This window comes from Ochrobactrum soli, from assembly GCF_003664555.1.
Taxonomy (GTDB): Bacteria; Pseudomonadota; Alphaproteobacteria; order Rhizobiales; family Rhizobiaceae; genus Brucella; species Brucella teleogrylli.
The window spans coordinates 13,342-33,083 of sequence record NZ_RCHH01000007.1 but is presented as its reverse complement, the minus strand read 5'-3'; the positions used below and the strand labels follow the sequence as shown (position 1 = coordinate 33,083).

Sequence of the window (19,742 nt, the reverse complement as noted above, 5' to 3'; positions counted from 1 at the left end):
TGCGTAGGATAATGCGCAAAAACAAATGGTTAGAGCGGCTTCGACAATACCGTTTTAACTGAGCCGCTCTCATCCCGCATACGCCCAGCAGATCAAGGAAGCGCCATGAAAGCCCTGACGATTGCCGCAACCGGCATGAACGCCCAGCAGCTCAATCTGGAAGTGATCGCCAACAATATTGCCAATATCAATACAACGGGCTTCAAGCGCGCGCGTGCCGAGTTTTCGGACCTACTCTACCAGTCCGAGCGCACGGCAGGCGTTCCCAATCAGGCCAATGAGAGCATTGTGCCCGAAGGCGCGCTGGTCGGCCTTGGCGTCCAGACGGCGGCGGTGCGCAACCTGCATATTCAGGGCAGCTTCAACCAGACCGGAAATCCATTCGATCTGGCGCTGACCGGGCAGGGCTGGTTCCAGATCCAGAGCCCGACCGGCGAAACGCTCTATACCCGCGCTGGCGCATTCAACAAGAATGCCGATGGCCAGCTGGTGACGCTCGACGGAAATATTGTCCAGCCGGGCATCGTGGTTCCTGAAAATGCGCTTGAAGTAACCGTCAGCGATACCGGGCAGGTCTTTGCAAAGATTCAGGAACAGAACGGCATCCAGATCACCCCGCTCGGCCAGCTTCAGCTTGCGAATTTCACCAATGAAGCCGGTCTCGAACCGCTGGGCGACAATCTCTATCGCGAAACGGAAGCCTCCGGCGGGCCGCTGGTCGGCGATCCGGGCGATCCAGGTTTCGGTTCGGTCAAGCAGGGCTATCTCGAAGCATCAAATGTCGATCCGGTGAAAGAAATCACCGATCTGATTACGGCGCAGCGCGCCTATGAAATGAATTCCAAGGTCATTCAGGCCGCCGACGAAATGGCGGCGACCGTATCGAAGAACATGCGCTGACGGTGATCGCCATGAAACGCGCCCAAGGAAACGACATCAAAGCCCGTTCACGGTTCAGACGCGCCGCACTGGCTGCTGCCGCAGTGGCCGGTTTTGCCACTGCTGCGGTCTCGGGGGCTTCGGCCACCGACCGCATCGCTTTCGTTGTGCCTTCGGCGACCGTTTATCCCGGACAGGTCGTCAGCAATGTCGCGCTGGTCGAGAAGAAGTTCTACATCAGTGCGCCCGCCGCGCAGCAATATGTGCTGTCGGTGGATCAGGCTGACGGCAAGGTCGCGCGCAAGACGCTGATCGCGGGTAAGCCGATCCTCGTCGCCGCCCTCTCGGAGCCGTCGCTGGTCAAGCGTGGCGAGCCGGTGACGATGGTGTTCTCCACCGGTGTCATGACGATCACAGCCGTCGGCATACCGCTCGAGTCCGGGGCGGCAGGCGATTTCATCAAGGTACGCAACAGCGACAGCGGCGTCATCGTGCCCGGCACGATACTGGCCGATGGCCGTGTTCAAGTGGGGATGCGGTGAGAAAAACCTGGGCAACGCTGATCACCGTTCTGGCTCTCGCGCTTCAACCTGTTGCGGTTCTGGCGGATGAGTCGGCCAAGAATGTGAAGGATTTCGGCACCGCCGTCGAAGCGGACGCCGACTGGCTGGGTGCAGGCGGCGATCCGTCCAAGATGGCCTATGCTGAGCTTGGTCGTGGCAGCGCTGTGGCACGCCTCAAGGATATCGCGACCATTCAGGGCGTGCGTGAAAACCAGCTCGTTGGTTACGGTCTGGTGATCGGCCTTAAGGGCACGGGTGACAGCCTGCGCAACTCGCCTTTCACCGAACAGTCCATGCGCGCCATGCTCGATAATCTCGGCATCAATGCGCCGCGCAATTCCACGCGTTCGAAGAACACGGCAGCGGTCATCGTGACCGCCAATCTGCCCGCCTTTGCCGGTTCCGGCTCACGCATCGATGTGACGGTTTCGTCCATCGGCGACGCCACCTCCTTGCAGGGTGGCACGCTGGTCATGACGCAGCTGATGGGCGCCGACAACCAGATTTATGCAGTTGCGCAGGGCAATATGATTGTGTCCGGCTTTACCGCCGAAGGCGATGCAGCCACCGTGACGCAGGGTGTGCCGACATCGGGCCGCATTCCAAACGGTGCGCTGGTCGAGCGCGAGGTTGCCGGAAACTTCGGCAAGGACAGCGAGATGATCGTGGAGCTGCGCGATCCCGATTTCACGACTGCCGTGCGTACCGCCGATACGATCAATATCTTCGCCAAGCGCCGCTATGGGCGCGGTGTGGCGATTGCCCGCGATGCCAAGACCATCCGCCTGTCCCGTCCGAAAAATGTGCCCGCCGCCCGCTTTCTCGCGGAGCTGGAGGGCCTTCCGATCATCACGGATGAGGTGGCGCGCGTGGTGGTGGATGAGCGTACCGGCACGGTGGTCATCGGTTCGAAAGTACGCATTTCCAAAGTGGCAATCAGCCATGGCAGCCTGACGGTGCGCGTGACGGAAACGCCGATGGTCGTGCAGCCTGAACCGTTCAGTGACGGCGTGACGGCGATGGAGCCGAACACCGATATCGCCGTCAACCAGCCCAATGCCAAGATCGGGATTCTGACCGGCGCCAACCTGGAAAATCTGGTCAAGGGCCTCAACCAGATGGGTGTGAAGCCGACCGGCATCATCGCCATCCTGCAGGCGATCAAATCTTCCGGCGCGCTTCACGCAGAACTGGTAGTGCAATGATGAGGCCGGGGATGACAGCAGACATGATCGTGAAACTGGCAATCCGCACCGGTTCGGCTTTGGCGCTGCTTTTTGCCAGCGCCTTGCCGGGATTGGCGCAGGAGGTGGCATCGCCTGCACCGCAAGCGCCAACTGTGGCCCCAACGGCGGCGGTTCCTGTTTCCGCGCCACCTGCGAACCTCGGCAATCTGGATGAAATCCGCAAGTTCTGCGGCAATATCGACAATCAGGCCGCAGACGCCCGCTATTCGTTGCAGGCCAAGCAGCTCACCGACCTCAAGGCCGAGGTGGACGAGCGGATGCAGGCGCTGGAAGAAAAGCGCAAGGAATACGAGATGTGGCTGAAGCGCCGCGACGAGTTCGTCAGCAAGGCGCAGGATTCGCTGGTCGACATCATTTCCAAGATGAAGCCGGATGCAGCGGCAGCCCAGATGGCCATGATCGGCGATGAGGCGGCGGCAGCCCTGATCCTCAAGCTCAACCCGCGTGTTTCGAGCATCATTCTGAATGAAATGCCGCCGGAAAAGGCAGCAAAGCTCGCACGCATCATCGTCGGATCGCAGCGCACGGGCGCAACGCCACCGGCGGTGAAGGACCAGCGCGCTCAGGCGCAAACCGGGAATACGGTGCAATGACAGGACGCATGAACAAGACCATTTTCGCCGCCACCGCTCTGGCGCTTCTGGCCGGTTGCGCCATGAAGCCGGAAGAAATCGGTCGTGCGCCGGACCTGTCGCCGGTTGCCGCCAATCTCGGCATGAACAACAATCCGCAATATAATGGTTATCCGTCGCGTCCGGCCAAGCCGGATTATTCGCTCTGGAACCAGCGCTCGACCAATTTCTTCAAGGACCCGCGCGCGGCCGAGCCGGGTGATGTGCTCACCGTCATCATTTCCATCAATGACCGCGCCAATCTCGACAACAAGACCGATCGCGAGCGGGTGTCGAAAGGCATTTATGGCGCGGGCGGCTCGTTCGCGACCAGCAGCAGCACGGGCGCCGGTGCTGGCGGCGACATGGACGGTTCCATCAACACCCATTCGGACAGCTCGTCCAAGGGCAAGGGCACAATCAAGCGCAGCGAGGATATCAGTCTTCAGGTTGCGGCCATCGTTACCAATACGCTCCCGAACGGCAACATGATCATTCGCGGCTCGCAGGAAGTGCGCGTGAACAATGAGTTGCGTGTGCTGAATGTCGTCGGTGTCGTGCGTCCGCGGGATATCTCCGGTTCCAACACCATTTCCTACGACAAGATCGCCGAAGCCCGCATTTCCTATGGTGGTCGTGGACGGTTGAGCGAGGTGCAGCAGCCGCCATACGGCCAGCAAATTCTCGATCAGGTTTCTCCTTTTTAAAGCTGAGCATCGATGAGCGACACGGCACTGGACAAGAAAGACGGCAAGGCCAAAGGCTCCATGATGGGGCTTTTGGCGGCGGTCGTTGCTCTTACCGCAATCGCCGCCGGTGGCGGCTGGTATCTGGGCGGGATGATTTCCGCCGACCAGCAGGCGCTTGCCAAGACCACGGCCAGGGAAGACAAGCCGAAGCCGGGCGATTTCGAATCGCGCTCCATCGGCGCGGTTGTGCCGCTAAAGCCGATCATCACCAATCTCGGCATTCCGCAGAACACTTGGGTACGGCTGGAAGCTTCGCTGGTCGCCAAGCCCGGTCATGAAATACCGGCGGCCATGGCGGCCAATGTCGGCGATGATTTTCTGAGCTTCCTGCGCAGTGTCAATCTCATGCAATTGCAAGGCGCGGCAGGGCTTGCCTATCTGCGCGCCGATCTCGAAGAACGCGCCCGCCTGCGCTCGGAAGGCGCGGTGGACCGGGTCTTTCTTTCGGCACTGGTCGTAGAATGAAAAAACTCCTTGGTCCAGGCGTTCTCCTGACGCTCGCACTCACCGTTTCGGCACAGGCCCAACAGGCCTTGACGCTGGATAATCTGCTACCCGCAGGCAGCGGTGCGGCCAGCGGCCAGATTGTCCAGCTCTTCGGTCTTTTGACCGTACTGTCCATCGCGCCCGGCCTTTTGATCATGGTGACGAGCTTTACGCGCTTCGCCATAGCCTTTTCCCTGCTTCGCTCGGGTCTTGGTCTCCAGACCGCGCCTGCCAGCATGGTGATGATCTCGCTCGCTCTGTTCATGACCTTCTATGTCATGGCGCCCGCCTTCGACCGCGCCTGGAACAATGGCTTGCAGCCGCTGATGCGTAACGAGATAACGCAACAGGCAGCCTTGACCGAGATTTCGCAGCCCTTTCGCGAATTCATGATGGGTCAGGTGCGTGACAAGGATCTGCGCCTGTTCGAAGACCTTGCCGATCCGTCTTTCCGCACCGGCGAGGACGGTGTTGTGGATTTCCGCGTGCTGGTCCCGGCCTTCATGATTTCGGAGCTTCGTCGCGGCTTTGAAATCGGCTTCCTGATCGTGCTGCCGTTTCTGGTGATCGATCTGGTCGTGGCCACGCTCACCATGTCCATGGGCATGATGATGCTGCCGCCGACAGTGATTTCGCTGCCGTTCAAGATTCTGTTCTTCGTGCTGATCGACGGCTGGAATATTCTGGTCGGAAGCCTGATTCGCTCGTTCTCCTGACCCGATTTGGAACAGTTGCCAAAGCGTCCGGCAAAATTCGGCGTCAAAATCTGAGAGATCGGTAAAATTCGGCAAAATAAATTAGCATTACTTTAATATTTGGGTTTTAAACGTCGGCACATGGTGGGTCTCTGCGAGAGCGGAGACAGGCATGATGCCGCTCCACTATGCCGGTAAGTCCGGCCTGTCCCTCTGTTTGATTTTTCCCAAGGGGCAAAATAATGGCTAGCATTCTGACCAACTCGGCAGCTCTGACTGCACTTCAGACCCTTTCCACGACCAACAAGTCGCTGGAAGCAACGCAGAACCGTATCTCGACGGGCCTCAAGGTTGCCGGTGCATCCGACAACGCCGCTTACTGGTCCATCGCAACGACCATGCGTTCGGACAACAAGGCTAACTCCGTCGTTCAGGATTCCCTCGGCCTCGGCGCTGGCAAGGTTGACACTGCCTACACGGCTATGAACAAGGCGATTGAAGTCGTCGATCAGATCAAGCAGAAGGTTCTTCTCGCGAAGACCTCCGGCACGGAAGATCGCGCCAAGATCCAGAGCGAAATTGCAACCTATGTTGCTCAGCTCAAGGACAATGTCGCTGGCGCCAACTACGCCGGTTCGAACCTGCTGACCTCGGATTCGACTGCTACCGGCAGCACCAAGCTCGACGTCATCACTTCCTATAACCGTGATGCATCCGGCAAGGTGACGACTGGCTCAATTTCGGTAAACTATTCCGCTACGCGCCTGATCGATACCAATACTGCCGCTGCTGGCGTTCTGGACAAAGACGGTGCCGCATCTGCCACGTCGATCCTCGACATTGACGTCAGCGACGTGACTGGCGTTACGGGTTATACCGCTGCCGACGAAGGTGCGGCATTCGACAACCTGTTGACTGACATCGAAACTGCTCTTGGCGCAATGGCAACTTCGGCTGCAGAACTCGGTGCCGCAAAGTCGCGCATCGACATGCAGAAGGATTTCGTTTCGAGTCTTTCGGACTCGATCGAAAAGGGCGTTGGCCAGCTCGTTGATGCTGACATGAACAAGGAATCGGCACGTCTGTCGGCTCTCCAGGTTCAGCAGCAGCTTGGCGTTCAGGCTCTGTCGATTGCCAACTCGTCGAACCAGAACATCCTGTCGCTGTTCCGCGGCTAATCGATAACTGAGTAGATAAAACGGAGAGGCGGGTCACCGGCTCTCGCGAGTTCTCAGGCAAATCAGGGGTTCGCATCCGGACCGACCTGATCGGACCGGATGTCTTTGGGCGGAAAAGGGGCGCGGGATCAATTCCGCGCCCCGCTTCGTTTCGGCGTTCAGAAAGCACGTGCTTTATCAGCCGCCACTTTCGCGCAAGCTTCGCGGTCTAGTTTGCATCCATCATGATGGCGGTGGTGTCGATGCAGCAGAATATCCAGCAATTGATCGAACAGCTCAAGGGAACGCTTGGCAAGCTTGGCGTGCGCAAGCTTGTTGCGCTCGGGCTTGTGGGGGCCGCCCTGATGGGAGCGATCCTCTACACGAGCTTCTATCTCAGCCGTCCATCCTATGAGACGCTTTATGTCGGCCTGTCGCGCGATGACGTGAACCGCATGGGCCTGGCACTCGGCGAAGCGGGCATTCCCTTCGACGTGAAGTCGGATGGTTCCTCCATTCTGGTGCCGATCGGCAAGGCGGAAACCGCCCGCATGTATCTCGCCGAAAAGGGCCTGCCAACCTCCAACAATGCCGGTTACGAGCTGTTCGACAATATGGGCTCGCTGGGCCTCACCTCCTTCATGCAGGAAATCACCCGCGTTCGCGCGCTTGAAGGCGAAATCGCCCGCACCATTCAGGCGATTCGCGGCGTGAAGGCCGCCCGCGTGCACATCGTTCTGGCTGAAAAAGGCTCGTTCCGCCGTGGCGACCAGAAGCCGTCCGCTTCGGTGGTCATCCGCGCGGAAGGCGGCTTTGCCGCCGAATCGGCGCAGTCGATTCGCCAGCTCGTTGCCGCCGCCGTACCGTCGCTCGATGCATCGTCGGTCACCGTCCTCGACACCAATGGCCGGCTTCTCGCCTCCGCTGGCGAGGCCGCCAATGGCGCGGCTCTCATGACCGCCTCGCTGGAACAGCAGGTTGCCGGTAATGTGGACGACAGCATCCGCAAGGCGCTGGCGCCCTATCTCGGTCTTGGCCATTTCCAGACCAGCGTCCAGGCGACGCTCGACACTGATCGCCGCCAGATCAACGAGACGACCTTCGATCCCGAATCGCGTGTCGAACGTTCGGTCCGCGTGGTGCGCGAAAGCGGCGATTCCCGCAACAACCGCGATAACAACGCGACGGGTGTGGAACAGAACATCCCGCAGGAAGAAATCCAGAACCGCAATGGCGAGACCTCGTCGGAAAAGACCGACCGCCGTGAGGAACTGACCAATTACGAAATGAACAGCAAGACGATTGCGACGGTGAGCGACGGTTATTCCGTCAAGCGCCTGTCGATTGCCGTCGTCATTGATCAGGCCCGCCTGCTGCAAACGGCTGGCACCACGCCGCCGCCTGCCAATTTCGTCGATCAGCAGATCACCAAGATTCGCGATCTCGTCGCCACGGCTGCCGGTCTCAATGCGGATCGCGGCGATGTCATCAATGTAACCGCCGTCAACTTCCTCGATCCGGCTGGTGCGGATATGGAGCCGGTTTCGGCGCCATGGACCGATACGCTGCTGCGCCAAAGCGGAAGCTATGTCAATGCGCTGGCCATCCTCGCCGCGGTTGGTCTTCTGATCTGGTTTGGCCTGCGTCCGCTGCTGCGTGACCAGACCGCGAAACCGGCAGGCACGGAAGTCGCCATCCGCGAAGCGGGTGAGGTTGCCACGCCGAATTTCGTCGGTACACAAGCAGGCAGCGAGGGCCAGCAGGCTGTGATCGGCGGGCCGGAAGCCTATGCCGACCAGATGAAGACCAGCCTCAGTGATTTACGCCAGCGCATGCGCATGCCCGCCAAGCTTCGTCTGGAACAGATGATCGAGATGGATGAGGAGCGCGTTGCCGCCGTTCTCAAGCAGTGGATCAACGGAAACGCCGTGAAGCAGCCTGTCCATGCTGAACGGGCCGATGCACCGGAGCTTGAGGCTGCCTGATAATGAGCGCGCTCTCCCTCAGCCGTTACCTTCCTGATTTTTCGACCCATCGCGTGGCGGATGAGGCTGTGGAGATCATCGCCGCCCCTGCGCCGTCACAACCGTTGAAGCCGGAGCCGGTCCGTCGCACCCAAGCAATTGACCCGAAAGCGGCGGCCCTTGCGGATAAGCTTGCCGCTGCCGAAAAGGCGGAAATGGCGGCCCTCATCGCAGCCGAGGAAGAAAAGCGCTCCGCCTTTGAAAACGGTCATGCCGAAGGCCATACGCTTGGCCGCGAGGAAGGCCATAAAGAAGCCGAGGCGCTTTACGAAGCTGAGAAAGCCCGGCTTTTGCGCGAGCATGAGACGGAAATCGAAAATCTTCGCGCCGCGTTTTCGCGGGAGCAGGCGCTGTTGCTGGCGCGCAGCCTGACCGAAGCGCTGACCGCGCTGGAACAGAGCTTCTCCGGCCAGATTGCCGAGATTCTAGCGCCGCTTCTCGTCGGAAAGCTTGAACAGGACGCGGTTGCAGAATTTGCCCACCGCATTGCGGCGCTGGCGCTGGAAGGCGAAGCGCCGGAAATCTCCGGTCCGGCAGGACTGCTGGCCCCGATACGCGACCATGCAGCGCTGCTGCCCTCCGGCTGCCGGTTTGTCGAAAATGCGTCGGACGAATTGTCCTTTTCCTTTGGCGAACGGGTGCTAGAAACGCGCATCGCGCCGCTTCTTGATGAATTGAAGGCTGCGGTCCAATGAGCATCGATCCCGAAACCAAGCGCGAAATCATCATTGTTCGCCGTGGCGGGCATGACGACCATGACGGCCACCATGGCGGCGTGTGGAAGATTGCCTATGCCGACTTTATGACCGCCATGATGGCGTTCTTCCTCGTCATGTGGCTGATCAATGCCGCCAATGAGGAAACCAAGGCGGCTGTCGCCAGCTATTTTAATCCCGTCAAGCTGATGGACCGGCATTCCAGCCCCAAGGGCGTGCAGGATGTCGATGAGAAGGATGGCAAGGTTCGCTATGAAAGCGACCAGCAGGTCGAAAACAGCACCAAGGTCATCAACGACGCCACGACCGTGCCGCCGAGCGAGCAGGAGGAGCGCCAGCTTTTCCGTGAGCCCTATGCGGTTTTGTCGGAACTGGCGCATGAAACCGGTGTGTTGCAGAATCAGTCTGCCAAGGGTGACGGCGGCACGTCGCAATCCGGCCCTGCCACAGGTGCCGATGGCGGCGATGCCTATCGTGATCCTTTCAGCCCGGATTACTGGTCGAGCAAGGCCGTGGACGAGCTGACGCCGCCGAATGCCGCGCCCTCCACGCCGCCCAAGCCGGAAACGCCGGAAGCAAAACCCGCTGAAGCGCCTGCAAAAGATCAGGAACAGCTCATTGCGGAACTGAAAAAGGCTGCGGAAGGCGAAAAGTCCACTGCGGCCAGGCCGGGCAGCAAGGCTGAGCCGATGCCGGATGTAACGGTGGTTCCGGTGGATGGCGGGGTGATGATCCAGCTGACCGACAAGATCGACTACGGCATGTTCACAATCGGCTCCGCCAAGCCTGATGCGCGCGTGGTGCAGATGCTGGAACGCATAGCGCAGGTGATTTCCCGCCAGCCCGGCGAAGTCATCATCAGCGGTCACACCGATTCGCGCCCGTTCAAAAGCGCAAGCTATGACAACTGGCGTCTGTCGTCGGCGCGTGCGCAGATGGCCTATTACATGCTGGTGCGCGGCGGGCTGGATGAAAAGCGCGTGTTGCGCGTTGAAGGCTATGCCGACCGCCAGCCGAAAATCGCCAATGACCCGAATGCGGCTGAAAACCGCCGCATCGATATTTTCCTCAAGTCTGCCCCATGAAGCGGCTTGTTCAGCGCTCCCTGATGATTGCCTTGACCATGAGCCTGCCGCTGGCCGGAGCGCCGGTGCATGTCTTTGCACAGGCGCAACAGGGCGGCAGCGCGGGCGCAGCCTTGCCGGTGCTTGAGCCTTACAAGCTCGTGCGTTCGCTGCGCATGTTGCAGGATCAGGTGGTGGCGGGAAAGCCGGAAGCCGTGGTCATGCTGAACAAGCTTCTGGCTTTCATCAGCGCCGACATGGCGCGCGCGCCGAAGGAAGCATGGGATAATCCCGAAAACATTTATGCGGCGATCATCTATCTTTTTAATGGCGGTAATCCCGACGCGGTGCGCAAGGTTCTGGCCGATTTCAAGTCGGATGTCGTGCCGCAGGAACTGGTCAAGGGTGCTTTGGCCTATGCCTCCGGGCAGATGATCGAAGTGGTCAAGCTGTTCTCCGTTCCGCTGTCGCCGGATGTGCCTTCGGAGCTGAAAGCCTCCATCGTGCTCGTGACCGCAAGCCAGATGACAGCCTTCGATCCGGCGACCGCGCTGCTGCGGCTTGATCAGGTGCGGCTCGAAGCGCCGGGCACGCTGTTCGAGGAAGCGGCGATCCGCCGTTCGATGCCGATTGCAGCCAAGCTTGGCGATGCGGAAAAGATCCGGATGCTGGCGCGCAACTATCTGCAGCGCTTTCCCCGCTCGCCCTATATGCGTGATTTCATGGGACAATTCGTCAGCGCGGCGCTCAAGCTCAATGACCGCATCGGCAATGCCGAACTGGTAAAGCTGATCGCAGCCGCCGATCCGGTGATGCAATATTCGCTCTATCTCCAGATTGCGCGCGGCGCTCTGGTGGACGGCCAGACGGAGCGGGCGCGTTTCATGTCTGCGGAGGCGCGCAAGCTCGCCGACCGACTCAAAGCCGATCCGACCCGCGCCAATCTCTATGCGGCGGCAAGCGATGTCGCCTCCGATTCGGCGGGCAGCGCCTTGCGTGAACTGTCGCAGATTTCGCCTGATCGCCTGCAGGAACCTGACCGCAAACTGTTGAAGGCAGCCGAGACGGTGGGCTCGGTCGTGACCCGCGCGCCGAGCGCACTGCCGCCAGCAAAAGCAGCGCCTGAACCCGCTGTGGAGGACCGCAAGGTGCCTGCTATGGCAGTGGCGGACGCACCCGTTACCGCGCCCGCCGCAATACCGGCTTCGTCGCCGGTTGCGGGCTGGAACCCGACACCGGCGCAGCCAACAGACGATTTGCAGAAGACCATGGACGATGCCCGGCGCAAGCTTGCCGAGATCGACGCCTTGCTAGGGGAGACCATTCAATGAGCGTGGATATTTTGCTCGGTCAGGCCGGACGGATGGCGTCGCCGACCCGCAGTCTGGCGCCCCAGCAAAGCAATGGGCAAGGCAAGGCAAATGTGGATGGGCAGGAAAATTCCGAGCCGTCGCAGCTGTTTGGCGCGCTTCTGGAAAAGCCGCATGGCAAACCGGTCGCGAAGGGCGATGACGCCGATACTGCGCTCAGCGATGAGCAGGATGAGCAGAAAGCGGATGCGTCCACGCAAGGGACAAACTGGGCCGTGACACAGAATGTCCTTTCTTTGGCCGCCAACATGCCCAATTTGAACGGCGAAAGCCACAATTCCGCCACAGAAAATCTCGCGAAAAAGGCTGGAATAGCTGCTTTGGCGCAATCAGATGACATGAATCCGAACGCTGTTGAAGGCGAGGGTGCTGAGGTCGGAGCGGATACCGTCAGCGACATGAGGCGGAAGGCCGAGGCAGCTCAGAATCTCCAGCCTGGTGTCAGTGGAAAGCCGTCTTCCAAATCCGGCGAGGCGGTGTCGGGCGACACGAATGGCGCGCAGTCGGATAAGCCCACTGAAAATGCCGATGCAAACCTTACCGATCTGCTGAAAGCCGAAAAGCCAGCGGGTAATCAGCCGGCTAATTCCAGCAATGCTGATCGCGGTGTCTTCCAGCCGCTGCAAGCCGCTGGCAAGTCCGCTGCTCCGGTGGATGGCAAGGTGGCGACTGCCACGCCGCAGGCGGTTCGCGTGGCGGATGTGCAGGTGGTTTCCGAGCGCAGCTTTGGTTCGGTGAAGACGCTTCAAATACGGCTTGATCCCGTCGATCTGGGGCAGGTGACGGCGCGCATCCGCGTTGTGCCGGACGGTGTAGAAGTGCATCTGGTCGCGGATAAGGCGCAGGCCGCTGAAGCGCTTTCCGCTGACCGCGCGATCATCGAGAAGGCGCTGAAAAGTGCCGGTATCGCGGACGATGCCCGCATCTCCGTAACGGTTACAGACCGCACTGCGGCAAGCGCGGTGCAGCACACAGCGGCGGGGCAAGGCGCTGGCCAGCAGCAGGCCGGCGCGCAACAGCAATCATCCGGCCAGCAACAGGCCTTCAATATGCAAGGCGGCTTCGATGGCCGCAATGGCGCGCAATCTCAGGCACAGGCTCAGTTTGCAAGCGGCGAGGGCAGGCAGAATGGTGATTCCAGCCAAACGGGACAAGACCGGTCCGGCAAGCAGACAGGTTCCGAAACTGCGGCGCGCGACACTGTTGCAGGCACTGCTGGCCGCAGTCGCGGTCTGGTTGTGTAACGCCAGTGCCGCTCTGGCGGAGAATGTCTGCGAGCGCGAAATGCATCGCGCTTCGGCGCGCTATGACGTGCCGCTCGGCATCCTCTACGCTGTCGGCCTGACGGAAACCGGGCGCAAGAATTCACTGCAACCCTATGCGATGAATATTGAGGGCCGGGCGGAATTTCTGCCGTCGCAAGGGGCCGCCCTCAAGCGTTTTACCGAGGTGCGCGCCGGGGGAGCCAAGCTCATCGATCTCGGTTGCATGCAGATCAACTACTACTATCACGGGCAGGAATTTCCATCGGTCGCAGCCATGCTGATGCCGAGCCTCAATGTCGATTACGCGGCGCGCTTTCTCAAGCAGCTTCACACTCGTGAAGGCAACTGGACGATGGCTGTCGCGCGCTATCATGCAGGCCCGAACAACAATCCCGCACAGAAGCGATATGTCTGCCGGGTGATGGCAAATATGGTCGCGACGGGGTTCGGAAACTGGACGCCAGACGCAAAAATATTTTGCGGAGCGTAACGGGCGGCCTCCCTGGACCATCAGCGATTCATTAAATTTTTAATGGTTGTAAAGCGGCGTCGCATACACGCCATTTGCAACCCTGCAATCAGTGATTGTCATAAGGATTGGGGACTAATTTAGGTTAGCGATAATTAACCCCTTGTAATGAATCGTAAAACATCGTGAGCCGTTAATCTATCGTTAAGGTTCGGCTCACTATCATTGTCGGGTGCAATGCAATCTGCACGATTCCCATAAAATTAGTTAATGCTAAAATTCCTCCCAATTTATTGCGGGCAATTTCTTGCCATTGTCGCCGAGTCACTCCGCCAGTTACCTCTGTCTTGCTTGGGCTAACATATTGATTCGGAAGGCGGGCCGATGATTGTCGTCGTGGATGACAGAGATATTGTCACTGAAGGCTATGCCTCTTGGTTTGGCCGTGAAGGCATCACGACGACGGGCTTCACACCGGCAGATTTCGATGAATGGGTAGAGACCGTTCCGCGGCAGGATATTATGGCCGTCGAAGCGTTCCTCATTGGCGAATGCGCAACCCAGCATCGTCTTCCTGCCCGAATTCGTGAACGCTGCAAGGCCCCCGTCATCGCCCTTAACGACCGTCCCTCGCTGGAGCATACGCTGGAGCTTTTTCAATCCGGGGTTGACGATGTCGTTCGCAAGCCGATCCACGTGCGCGAAATCCTCGCCCGCATCAACGCGATCCGCCGCCGCGCCGCAGGCGCGCAGAGCGTTGCGGAAACCGGCACTGAGCTTGGCCCGATCCGCGTTTTCTCCGATGGACGCGATCCGCAGATCAATGGCGTCGATTTTCCGCTGCCGCGCCGCGAGCGCCGCATACTGGAATATCTGATCGCCAATCGCGGTCGCCGCATCAACAAGGCGCAGATTTTCGGTGCGATCTACGGCATCTTCGACAGTGAAGTCGAAGAAAACGTCGTGGAAAGCCACATCAGCAAGCTGCGCAAGAAGTTGCGCGAGCAGCTTGGTTTCGATCCCATCGATTCCAAGCGCTTCCTCGGCTACTGCATCAGCATCGAGTAGTGCCCCGTTCATTGTGTGAATGGTTTGCTTGTGTTCCGCGTTCAAGGCTTCGGGCAGTTTTAAAACGGGTTTCCGTCTCTCAAAAGCTGCGCTGCATGCCCGGTAAAAAATCAAAAAACTCGCGAAGCTACAGCTTCACGCAAGCATGGCACGTTAGAATCGTAACAAGTTCTAAAATTCTCGGCTAAAATTCTCAGGAGCTGGCAATGAGTCTCTACGGTATGATGCGGACGGGTGTTTCGGGCATGAATGCCCAGGCCAACCGTCTCTCGGCTGTCGCGGACAATATCGCGAATGCGAGCACGATCGGCTACAAGCGCGCCGAAACGCAGTTTTCCTCGCTTGTTCTGCCGAGCAGTGGCGGCCAGTACAATTCCGGTAGCGTGCTGACTTCGGTCCGTTACGGTATTTCGGATCAGGGCGGCATCCGCTCCACGTCGTCCACGACCGACCTTGCCATTGACGGCAACGGCTATTTTCTCGTGCAGGGCGCGGATGGCGCAACCTATCTGACGCGCGCGGGTTCGTTCGTGCCGGACAAGGATGGCAATCTGGTCAATACGGCGGGCTATTACCTGCTCGGATCGGCTGACGGCAATGTCGCGCCAGACCTGAACGGCCTCTCGATCGTCAATGTCAATGCGCCGGACCTTACGGCAATCGGCAGCACGAACGGCACCTTCACGGTCAACCTGCCGACGACCGACACGCCCCCTGCGACGGCAGGCGATTATAACCACAAGACGTCGCTCATCTCCTACAACAATGCCGGTGAGGCGGTGAAGCTGGACGTCTATTTCACCAAGAACGCGGATGATACCTGGTCGGTCTCGGTCAAGAACGCTGCCGATAATGTTGAAATCGGCACGGGAACGCTGACCTTCGATCCCGCGACGGGCGCGGTGGTTTCCGGCGGCAATATTTCTGTCGATCTGACCGGCTATAATGGCGGTACGCTCGATCTCAATCTCGGCGCGTCGACGGCGCGTACAGGCAACTACACGATCTCGCAGGCCACCATCAACGGTCAGGCGCCATCGTCGCTGCAAAGCGTCGATGTGGGCGCGGACGGTTCGGTCGTTGCGATTTATGAAAACGGCTCGCAGCAGGTGCTCTATCGTCTGCCGCTGGCAACCGTGGCCAGCCCCGACCGCATGACGGTGGTGAGCGGCAACGTGTTTTCGCCAAGCGCCGCATCAGGCGGGGTGAGGGTCGGCTATCCGCAGGGCGATGGCATGGGCAAGATCATGTCGGGCTCGCTTGAGGAATCAAACGCCGATATCGCGCAGGAGCTGACCGACATGATCGAAGCCCAGCGCAGCTATACGGCCAATTCGAAAGTCTTCCAGACCGGCTCCGAACTCATGGACGTTCTGGTCAATCTGAAGAGATAGTTTGAGCGTTTGCGGGAAGGGCGACTTTCCCGCAAACGCCGTGTTTTACATTACGGGTCGCGGTTTGCGATTTGGATGAGGGGAAAAGGATGTCACTTAGTTCTGCTCTATCGACGGCCAAGAGTTCGCTTGCGGCCACGTCCAAGCAGACATCGGTTGTTTCGCGCAATATTGCTGGCGTGAACGATCCCGACTATTCGCGCCGCACTGCTTCCCTCGTTTCCGGGCCTTATGGCTCGCTTTATGTGAATGTCACCCGTTCGGCGGATGAAGCGCTGTTCAATCGCTACATCCAGTCCAACAGCACGGCGGCCTCTTCGTCGGCTCTCGCAAGCGGTCTTGACCGCCTTTCGTCGATTTATTCCGCCGACAATTATTCCGGTTCGCCATCGGCGCTGATGGGCGATTTGCGCGATGCGCTCCAGACCTATGCGGCATCGCCGTCCAATTCGTCGCTCGGCGATAGCGTCGTGTCGACGGCGCAGGCGCTTGCCAATGCGCTGAATGACGGCACCAAGCAGGTGCAGACGCTGCGCGAGGATGCCGATAGCGAAATCGCGCTGTCGGTTGCCAGTATCAACGATCTTCTGTCGAAGTTCGAACAGGTCAATAAGGATGTGGTCAGCGGCACGCGCGCCGGGCGTGACGTGTCCGATGCGCTGGATCAGCGCGATTCGCTCCTCAAGCAGATTTCCGGCGAACTCGGCATCACCACCATGACGCGCGGCGACAATGACATGGTCATTTTCGCCGATAATGGCGTGACGCTGTTTGAGACCACGGCACGCACGGTGACCTTTGCGCCATCGGGCAGCCTGACGGCTGGCACAGCCGGTAATGCCGTGCTGGTGGATGGCGTGCCGCTCAGCCACGATACTTTCGACCAGCCTTATGGCACGGGTCGTCTCAGCGGGCTTCTCCAATTGCGCGATCAGATTGCGCCGCAATACCAGATGCAGCTTGACGAGATCGCACGCGGCCTTGTCACCATGTTTTCCGAATCGGACCAGTCCGGCAGTGGCGGCGCGGATCAAACCGGCCTGTTCGGCTGGTCTGGTTCGCCAGCAGTGCCGGGCGCTGGCCTGACCTCTGGCATTGCAGGCTCGATCAAGGTTTCCTCCGCATTCGTCACCGCGCAGGGCGGCAGCCCGACCTACCTGCGTGACGGTGGCGCCAATGGCGCCGACTATGTTTATAATGCGGAAAACGCCGCCGGTTTCACCGACCGTCTGCTGGCGCTGAACGAAGCATTTTCGACGCCATTTTCCTTCGACGCCGCAGCCGGGCTCAAGGCCAATGCGAGCCTGACGGATTATGGTTCGTCCTCGGTCAGCTGGCTTGAAGGCAAGCGTCAGACGGCCAACAACGAATATAACTACAACCAGACGGTAGCGACCCAGGCCGATCAGGCCATGTCCAACGCCAACGGTGTCAATATCGATACCGAAATGGCGCTGCTTCTCGATCTGGAACATTCCTATCAGGCATCGAGCCGCGTATTGACGACGGTCAGCGCGATGCTCGACGATTTGCTCGCGGCGGTGTGAGGCTCATGAAAGCGCAATCAGTTTCCAACTATGGTGCAGCTGCCGCACTTCGGGCGCTTGTCAGCAAGAGCAAGGCCGATCTGGTCAAGGCCCAGCAGGAAGCAACGACGGGAACCGTCTTCGACGTGGGGCTGGCGCTTGGCACCAAATCGGGGCAGAGCGTTTCCCTGCGCAAGGAATATGACCGCCTGACCGTGCTGCTGGACATGAACAATCTCGTGCAGCAGCGCATGACCACGACGCAGACGGCGACGAGCGCGATCATCGACAATACGCAGGATTTTCTGGCCAATCTCACCGGCGCCACCAGCACCAGCGAGAGCGGCTCGACCATTGCCGCCTCGGCGCGGTCGATCCTGAACAGCGTCACAGGTCTGCTCAATACGAGCTATAACGGCGAATATATCTTCTCCGGCGTCAATACCGATGTGAAGCCCTTCGCAGACTATACCGAGGGCGGCGCGGCGCAGACGGCTATCCGCGACGCTTTCACGGCGCATTTCGGCTTTGGCGTGGATGATCCGCAGGTCGCCAATATTACCGCCGACCAGATGACGGCGTTTCTGGAAGGCGATTATGCTGACCAGTTCAACGATGCCAATTGGGACGCCAACTGGTCGGATGCATCGGATACTGTCATCAAGAGCCGTATTTCGCCGACTGAAACAGCCGATACATCGATCAGCGCCAATGCCGACGGTTTTCGCAAGACGGTGATGTCGCTTGCGATGATGGCCGAGTTTTCTACTATTGGTCTCAACAATTCGGCCTTTCAGGCGCTGACCACCCATGCGATGCAGACGACGACGCAGGCCATCGCCGAGACCACGTCCGAACAGACCGCGCTTGGTCTCGCCCAGTCGCGCACCTCGCAGGCCGTCACGCGCATCAACGCACAGCAGAAGATCCTGAACCAGTCGGTTCTCAATCTTGAAGAAGTCGATCCTTACGAGGCGGCGACCCGCGTCAACAATCTGAAGACGCAGATCGAGACCTCGTATCAGCTGACGGTTCAGCTTCAGAGCATGAGCCTGCTTAACTATTTAAAATAAAGCGGGCGGCATCATAACGGCGGTGGCATGAGGCGATCCGCGCAGATGATGCCCATAAGAGCACATCCCGAAAAGTGTGAAACGGTTTTCGGATAAGATGTGCGTAAGACCAACCATTTAGAGCGCCGATCTGATTTGGTCAGTTCAAAGGCGCTCTAGCGGAGACGACATGTATCAGTTGCGCTACGAAGATGTCATGAATGACGATATGGCGAGCGCCAAGGACCGCGAACGGATGCTTTTCGACCGTTCGATTGACATGCTCGCAGCAGCCAAGGCCAATGGCGCCGGTTCGCGCGAAGCCATTGATGCCGGTTATTTCACAATGCGGCTCTGGACCACGATCATCGACGATCTGGGATCGGAAGAAAACGCACTGCCGAAAGAGCTGAAGGCCGCCATCATTTCCGTGGGCATTTTCGTGCTCAAGGAAATCGAGCGCATTCGCCAGGGCGAGAGCAATGATTACGATACGCTGATCGAGATCACGCGGTCGATCCGGGACGGTCTTTAAGATGGCGGCCAACGGTAAATCGGCAATCCGCCTGTCGCTTCGGGCTGGCGAGAAGATCTATATCAACGGCGCCGTGCTGAAAGCCGACCGCAAGGTATCGCTGGAACTGCTCAACGATGCGACGTTCCTTCTGGAAAACCATGTGCTCCAGCCGGACCAGACGACGACCCCGCTGCGCCAGCTTTATTTTGCCGCGCAGATGATGCTCATCGAGCCTTCCTTGCGCGATCAGGCGCGCCAAACCTTTGCGCAAATGCTGAAAGGCATGTTCAAGGCGTTTTCCGATCCGGCAATCCTGAACGCGCTGAAGATCGTTGACGAGCTGGTGCATAACGGGCGCATTTTCGAAGCGCTGAAAACCATCCGCGCGCAATATCCGCGCGAGGCGGAATTGATGCCGGAACAAAGCGCCGTGCCGCCGGTCAGGAATGCCGCTGAGGCCAGGGAGACAAGCCTATGACTACGACACCACCGGTCGGCAACACCACGACCAATACCAACAATTCGTCGAGCGCCAGCTCGGCGGCGAAGGCGGATGTCGATTACAACTCGTTTTTGAAACTGCTGGTCGCCCAGATGAAGAATCAGGACCCGACGCAACCGATGGACGCGACACAATATGTCTCGCAGCTTGCGACCTTTTCGGGTGTCGAGCAGTCCGTGCAGATGAATTCCAAGCTGGAAACGCTGATCGCCAACTCGTCGCTGTCGCAGGCCGAGGGCTGGATTGGCCGCACGGTGACCAGTGCCGACGGCACGATTTCCGGCGTGGTGAAATCGGTCACGATCCAGCAGTCTGGCATGCTCGCCGAGCTGGAAGACGGGAAGACCGTCACCATCGGTCAGGGCGTCAAGGTCAGCTAAGGACGATC

The 19,742-nt window shown here is 59.3% G+C and carries 21 protein-coding genes; all 21 read left to right on the top strand.

Annotation, left to right across the window (positions count from 1 at the left end; translation table 11 throughout):
- Window positions 1–105 precede the first annotated feature (105 nt).
- The 21 genes from flgG to flgD all read left to right on the top strand — a co-directional run bounded on the left by flgG (window position 106) and on the right by flgD (window position 19,734).
- Window positions 106–900: a flagellar basal-body rod protein FlgG gene (flgG, locus tag D8666_RS13690; protein WP_109367891.1), complete on the top strand. Its 795-nt coding sequence runs from the start codon at window positions 106–108 to the stop codon at window positions 898–900.
- Window positions 897–1,421 carry a flagellar basal body P-ring formation chaperone FlgA gene (gene flgA / locus D8666_RS13685; RefSeq protein WP_371830823.1) on the top strand — a complete coding sequence of 175 codons (525 nt, stop codon included), beginning with the start codon at window positions 897–899 and terminating at the stop codon, window positions 1,419–1,421. Before flgG ends, flgA begins: the two co-directional genes overlap by 4 nt.
- Entirely contained in the window at window positions 1,418–2,647 is a 1,230-nt protein-coding gene (locus D8666_RS13680) for a flagellar basal body P-ring protein FlgI (RefSeq protein WP_109367890.1), read from the top strand. Before flgA ends, D8666_RS13680 begins: the two co-directional genes overlap by 4 nt.
- Before the next feature lie 11 nt (window positions 2,648–2,658).
- Window positions 2,659–3,282, top strand: a complete 624-nt coding sequence (locus D8666_RS13675; RefSeq protein WP_235858966.1) for a MotE family protein — start codon at window positions 2,659–2,661, stop codon at window positions 3,280–3,282.
- The gene (gene flgH / locus D8666_RS13670) at window positions 3,279–4,007 is read left to right on the top strand and encodes a flagellar basal body L-ring protein FlgH (protein WP_371830820.1); all 729 of its coding nucleotides are present in this window, start codon (window positions 3,279–3,281) and stop codon (window positions 4,005–4,007) included. The genes D8666_RS13675 and flgH overlap by 4 nt, the downstream gene beginning before the upstream one ends.
- A 12-nt stretch (window positions 4,008–4,019) precedes the next feature.
- Window positions 4,020–4,514 carry a flagellar basal body-associated FliL family protein gene (locus D8666_RS13665; protein ID WP_121538382.1) on the top strand — a complete coding sequence of 165 codons (495 nt, stop codon included), beginning with the start codon at window positions 4,020–4,022 and terminating at the stop codon, window positions 4,512–4,514.
- The gene (gene fliP / locus D8666_RS13660; protein WP_121538380.1) at window positions 4,511–5,251 is read left to right on the top strand and encodes a flagellar type III secretion system pore protein FliP; all 741 of its coding nucleotides are present in this window, start codon (window positions 4,511–4,513) and stop codon (window positions 5,249–5,251) included. The genes D8666_RS13665 and fliP overlap by 4 nt, the downstream gene beginning before the upstream one ends.
- A 221-nt stretch (window positions 5,252–5,472) precedes the next feature.
- Entirely contained in the window at window positions 5,473–6,408 is a 936-nt protein-coding gene (locus D8666_RS13655; protein WP_121538378.1) for a flagellin N-terminal helical domain-containing protein, read from the top strand.
- 227 nt (window positions 6,409–6,635) lie between these two features.
- On the top strand, window positions 6,636–8,372 hold the full coding sequence (gene fliF / locus D8666_RS13650; protein WP_121538501.1) for a flagellar basal-body MS-ring/collar protein FliF: 1,737 nt from the start codon (window positions 6,636–6,638) through the stop codon (window positions 8,370–8,372).
- A gap of 2 nt (window positions 8,373–8,374) precedes the next feature.
- Window positions 8,375–9,106, top strand: coding sequence for a hypothetical protein (locus D8666_RS13645; protein WP_109367886.1), 732 nt, complete (start codon window positions 8,375–8,377; stop codon window positions 9,104–9,106).
- Entirely contained in the window at window positions 9,103–10,212 is a 1,110-nt protein-coding gene (locus D8666_RS13640; protein ID WP_109367885.1) for a flagellar motor protein MotB, read from the top strand. Before D8666_RS13645 ends, D8666_RS13640 begins: the two co-directional genes overlap by 4 nt.
- Window positions 10,209–11,522 carry a chemotaxis protein gene (locus D8666_RS13635; protein ID WP_121538376.1) on the top strand — a complete coding sequence of 438 codons (1,314 nt, stop codon included), beginning with the start codon at window positions 10,209–10,211 and terminating at the stop codon, window positions 11,520–11,522. The genes D8666_RS13640 and D8666_RS13635 overlap by 4 nt, the downstream gene beginning before the upstream one ends.
- Window positions 11,519–12,805: a flagellar hook-length control protein FliK gene (gene fliK, locus D8666_RS13630; RefSeq protein ID WP_121538374.1), complete on the top strand. Its 1,287-nt coding sequence runs from the start codon at window positions 11,519–11,521 to the stop codon at window positions 12,803–12,805. The genes D8666_RS13635 and fliK overlap by 4 nt, the downstream gene beginning before the upstream one ends.
- Window positions 12,806–12,845: 40 nt before the next feature.
- Window positions 12,846–13,316, top strand: coding sequence for a transglycosylase SLT domain-containing protein (locus D8666_RS13625; RefSeq protein ID WP_319080433.1), 471 nt, complete (start codon window positions 12,846–12,848; stop codon window positions 13,314–13,316).
- A gap of 363 nt (window positions 13,317–13,679) precedes the next feature.
- Window positions 13,680–14,363, top strand: a complete 684-nt coding sequence (ftcR, locus tag D8666_RS13620; RefSeq protein ID WP_109367882.1) for a flagellar transcriptional regulator FtcR — start codon at window positions 13,680–13,682, stop codon at window positions 14,361–14,363.
- Between the two features lie 206 nt (window positions 14,364–14,569).
- Window positions 14,570–15,757 (top strand): flagellar hook protein FlgE, encoded by a 1,188-nt coding sequence (locus tag D8666_RS13615; RefSeq protein ID WP_109367881.1) that lies wholly within the window; start codon window positions 14,570–14,572, stop codon window positions 15,755–15,757.
- Window positions 15,758–15,846: 89 nt separating this feature from the next.
- Window positions 15,847–17,304, top strand: coding sequence for a flagellar hook-associated protein FlgK (gene flgK, locus D8666_RS13610; protein WP_109367880.1), 1,458 nt, complete (start codon window positions 15,847–15,849; stop codon window positions 17,302–17,304).
- Between the two features lie 5 nt (window positions 17,305–17,309).
- Window positions 17,310–18,356: a flagellar hook-associated family protein gene (locus tag D8666_RS13605; protein ID WP_109367879.1), complete on the top strand. Its 1,047-nt coding sequence runs from the start codon at window positions 17,310–17,312 to the stop codon at window positions 18,354–18,356.
- Window positions 18,357–18,525: 169 nt separating this feature from the next.
- The gene (gene flaF / locus D8666_RS13600; RefSeq protein WP_109367878.1) at window positions 18,526–18,870 is read left to right on the top strand and encodes a flagellar biosynthesis regulator FlaF; all 345 of its coding nucleotides are present in this window, start codon (window positions 18,526–18,528) and stop codon (window positions 18,868–18,870) included.
- Window position 18,871: 1 nt separating this feature from the next.
- A complete protein-coding gene (gene flbT, locus D8666_RS13595) occupies window positions 18,872–19,330 on the top strand; it encodes a flagellar biosynthesis repressor FlbT (protein WP_109367877.1) in 459 nt (152 codons plus the stop codon).
- Window positions 19,327–19,734, top strand: a complete 408-nt coding sequence (gene flgD, locus D8666_RS13590) for a flagellar hook assembly protein FlgD (protein WP_109367876.1) — start codon at window positions 19,327–19,329, stop codon at window positions 19,732–19,734. Before flbT ends, flgD begins: the two co-directional genes overlap by 4 nt.
- Window positions 19,735–19,742: the final 8 nt, after the last annotated feature.

Excerpts from the sequence above, each read along its gene's own strand:
- flgG (WP_109367891.1), top strand. The coding sequence starts at position 106 with ATGAAAGCCCTGACGATTGCCGCAACCGGCATGAACGCCCAGCAGCTC.
- D8666_RS13675 (WP_235858966.1), top strand. The coding sequence starts at position 2,659 with ATGACAGCAGACATGATCGTGAAACTGGCAATCCGCACCGGTTCGGCT.
- flgH (WP_371830820.1), top strand. The coding sequence starts at position 3,279 with ATGACAGGACGCATGAACAAGACCATTTTCGCCGCCACCGCTCTGGCG.
- D8666_RS13665 (WP_121538382.1), top strand. The coding sequence starts at position 4,020 with ATGAGCGACACGGCACTGGACAAGAAAGACGGCAAGGCCAAAGGCTCC.
- fliP (WP_121538380.1), top strand. The coding sequence starts at position 4,511 with ATGAAAAAACTCCTTGGTCCAGGCGTTCTCCTGACGCTCGCACTCACC.
- D8666_RS13655 (WP_121538378.1), top strand. The coding sequence starts at position 5,473 with ATGGCTAGCATTCTGACCAACTCGGCAGCTCTGACTGCACTTCAGACC.
- fliF (WP_121538501.1), top strand. The coding sequence starts at position 6,636 with ATGGCGGTGGTGTCGATGCAGCAGAATATCCAGCAATTGATCGAACAG.
- D8666_RS13645 (WP_109367886.1), top strand. The coding sequence starts at position 8,375 with ATGAGCGCGCTCTCCCTCAGCCGTTACCTTCCTGATTTTTCGACCCAT.
- D8666_RS13640 (WP_109367885.1), top strand. The coding sequence starts at position 9,103 with ATGAGCATCGATCCCGAAACCAAGCGCGAAATCATCATTGTTCGCCGT.
- D8666_RS13635 (WP_121538376.1), top strand. The coding sequence starts at position 10,209 with ATGAAGCGGCTTGTTCAGCGCTCCCTGATGATTGCCTTGACCATGAGC.
- fliK (WP_121538374.1), top strand. The coding sequence starts at position 11,519 with ATGAGCGTGGATATTTTGCTCGGTCAGGCCGGACGGATGGCGTCGCCG.
- D8666_RS13625 (WP_319080433.1), top strand. The coding sequence starts at position 12,846 with ATGCATCGCGCTTCGGCGCGCTATGACGTGCCGCTCGGCATCCTCTAC.
- ftcR (WP_109367882.1), top strand. The coding sequence starts at position 13,680 with ATGATTGTCGTCGTGGATGACAGAGATATTGTCACTGAAGGCTATGCC.
- D8666_RS13615 (WP_109367881.1), top strand. The coding sequence starts at position 14,570 with ATGAGTCTCTACGGTATGATGCGGACGGGTGTTTCGGGCATGAATGCC.
- flgK (WP_109367880.1), top strand. The coding sequence starts at position 15,847 with ATGTCACTTAGTTCTGCTCTATCGACGGCCAAGAGTTCGCTTGCGGCC.
- D8666_RS13605 (WP_109367879.1), top strand. The coding sequence starts at position 17,310 with ATGAAAGCGCAATCAGTTTCCAACTATGGTGCAGCTGCCGCACTTCGG.
- flaF (WP_109367878.1), top strand. The coding sequence starts at position 18,526 with ATGTATCAGTTGCGCTACGAAGATGTCATGAATGACGATATGGCGAGC.
- flbT (WP_109367877.1), top strand. The coding sequence starts at position 18,872 with ATGGCGGCCAACGGTAAATCGGCAATCCGCCTGTCGCTTCGGGCTGGC.
- flgD (WP_109367876.1), top strand. The coding sequence starts at position 19,327 with ATGACTACGACACCACCGGTCGGCAACACCACGACCAATACCAACAAT.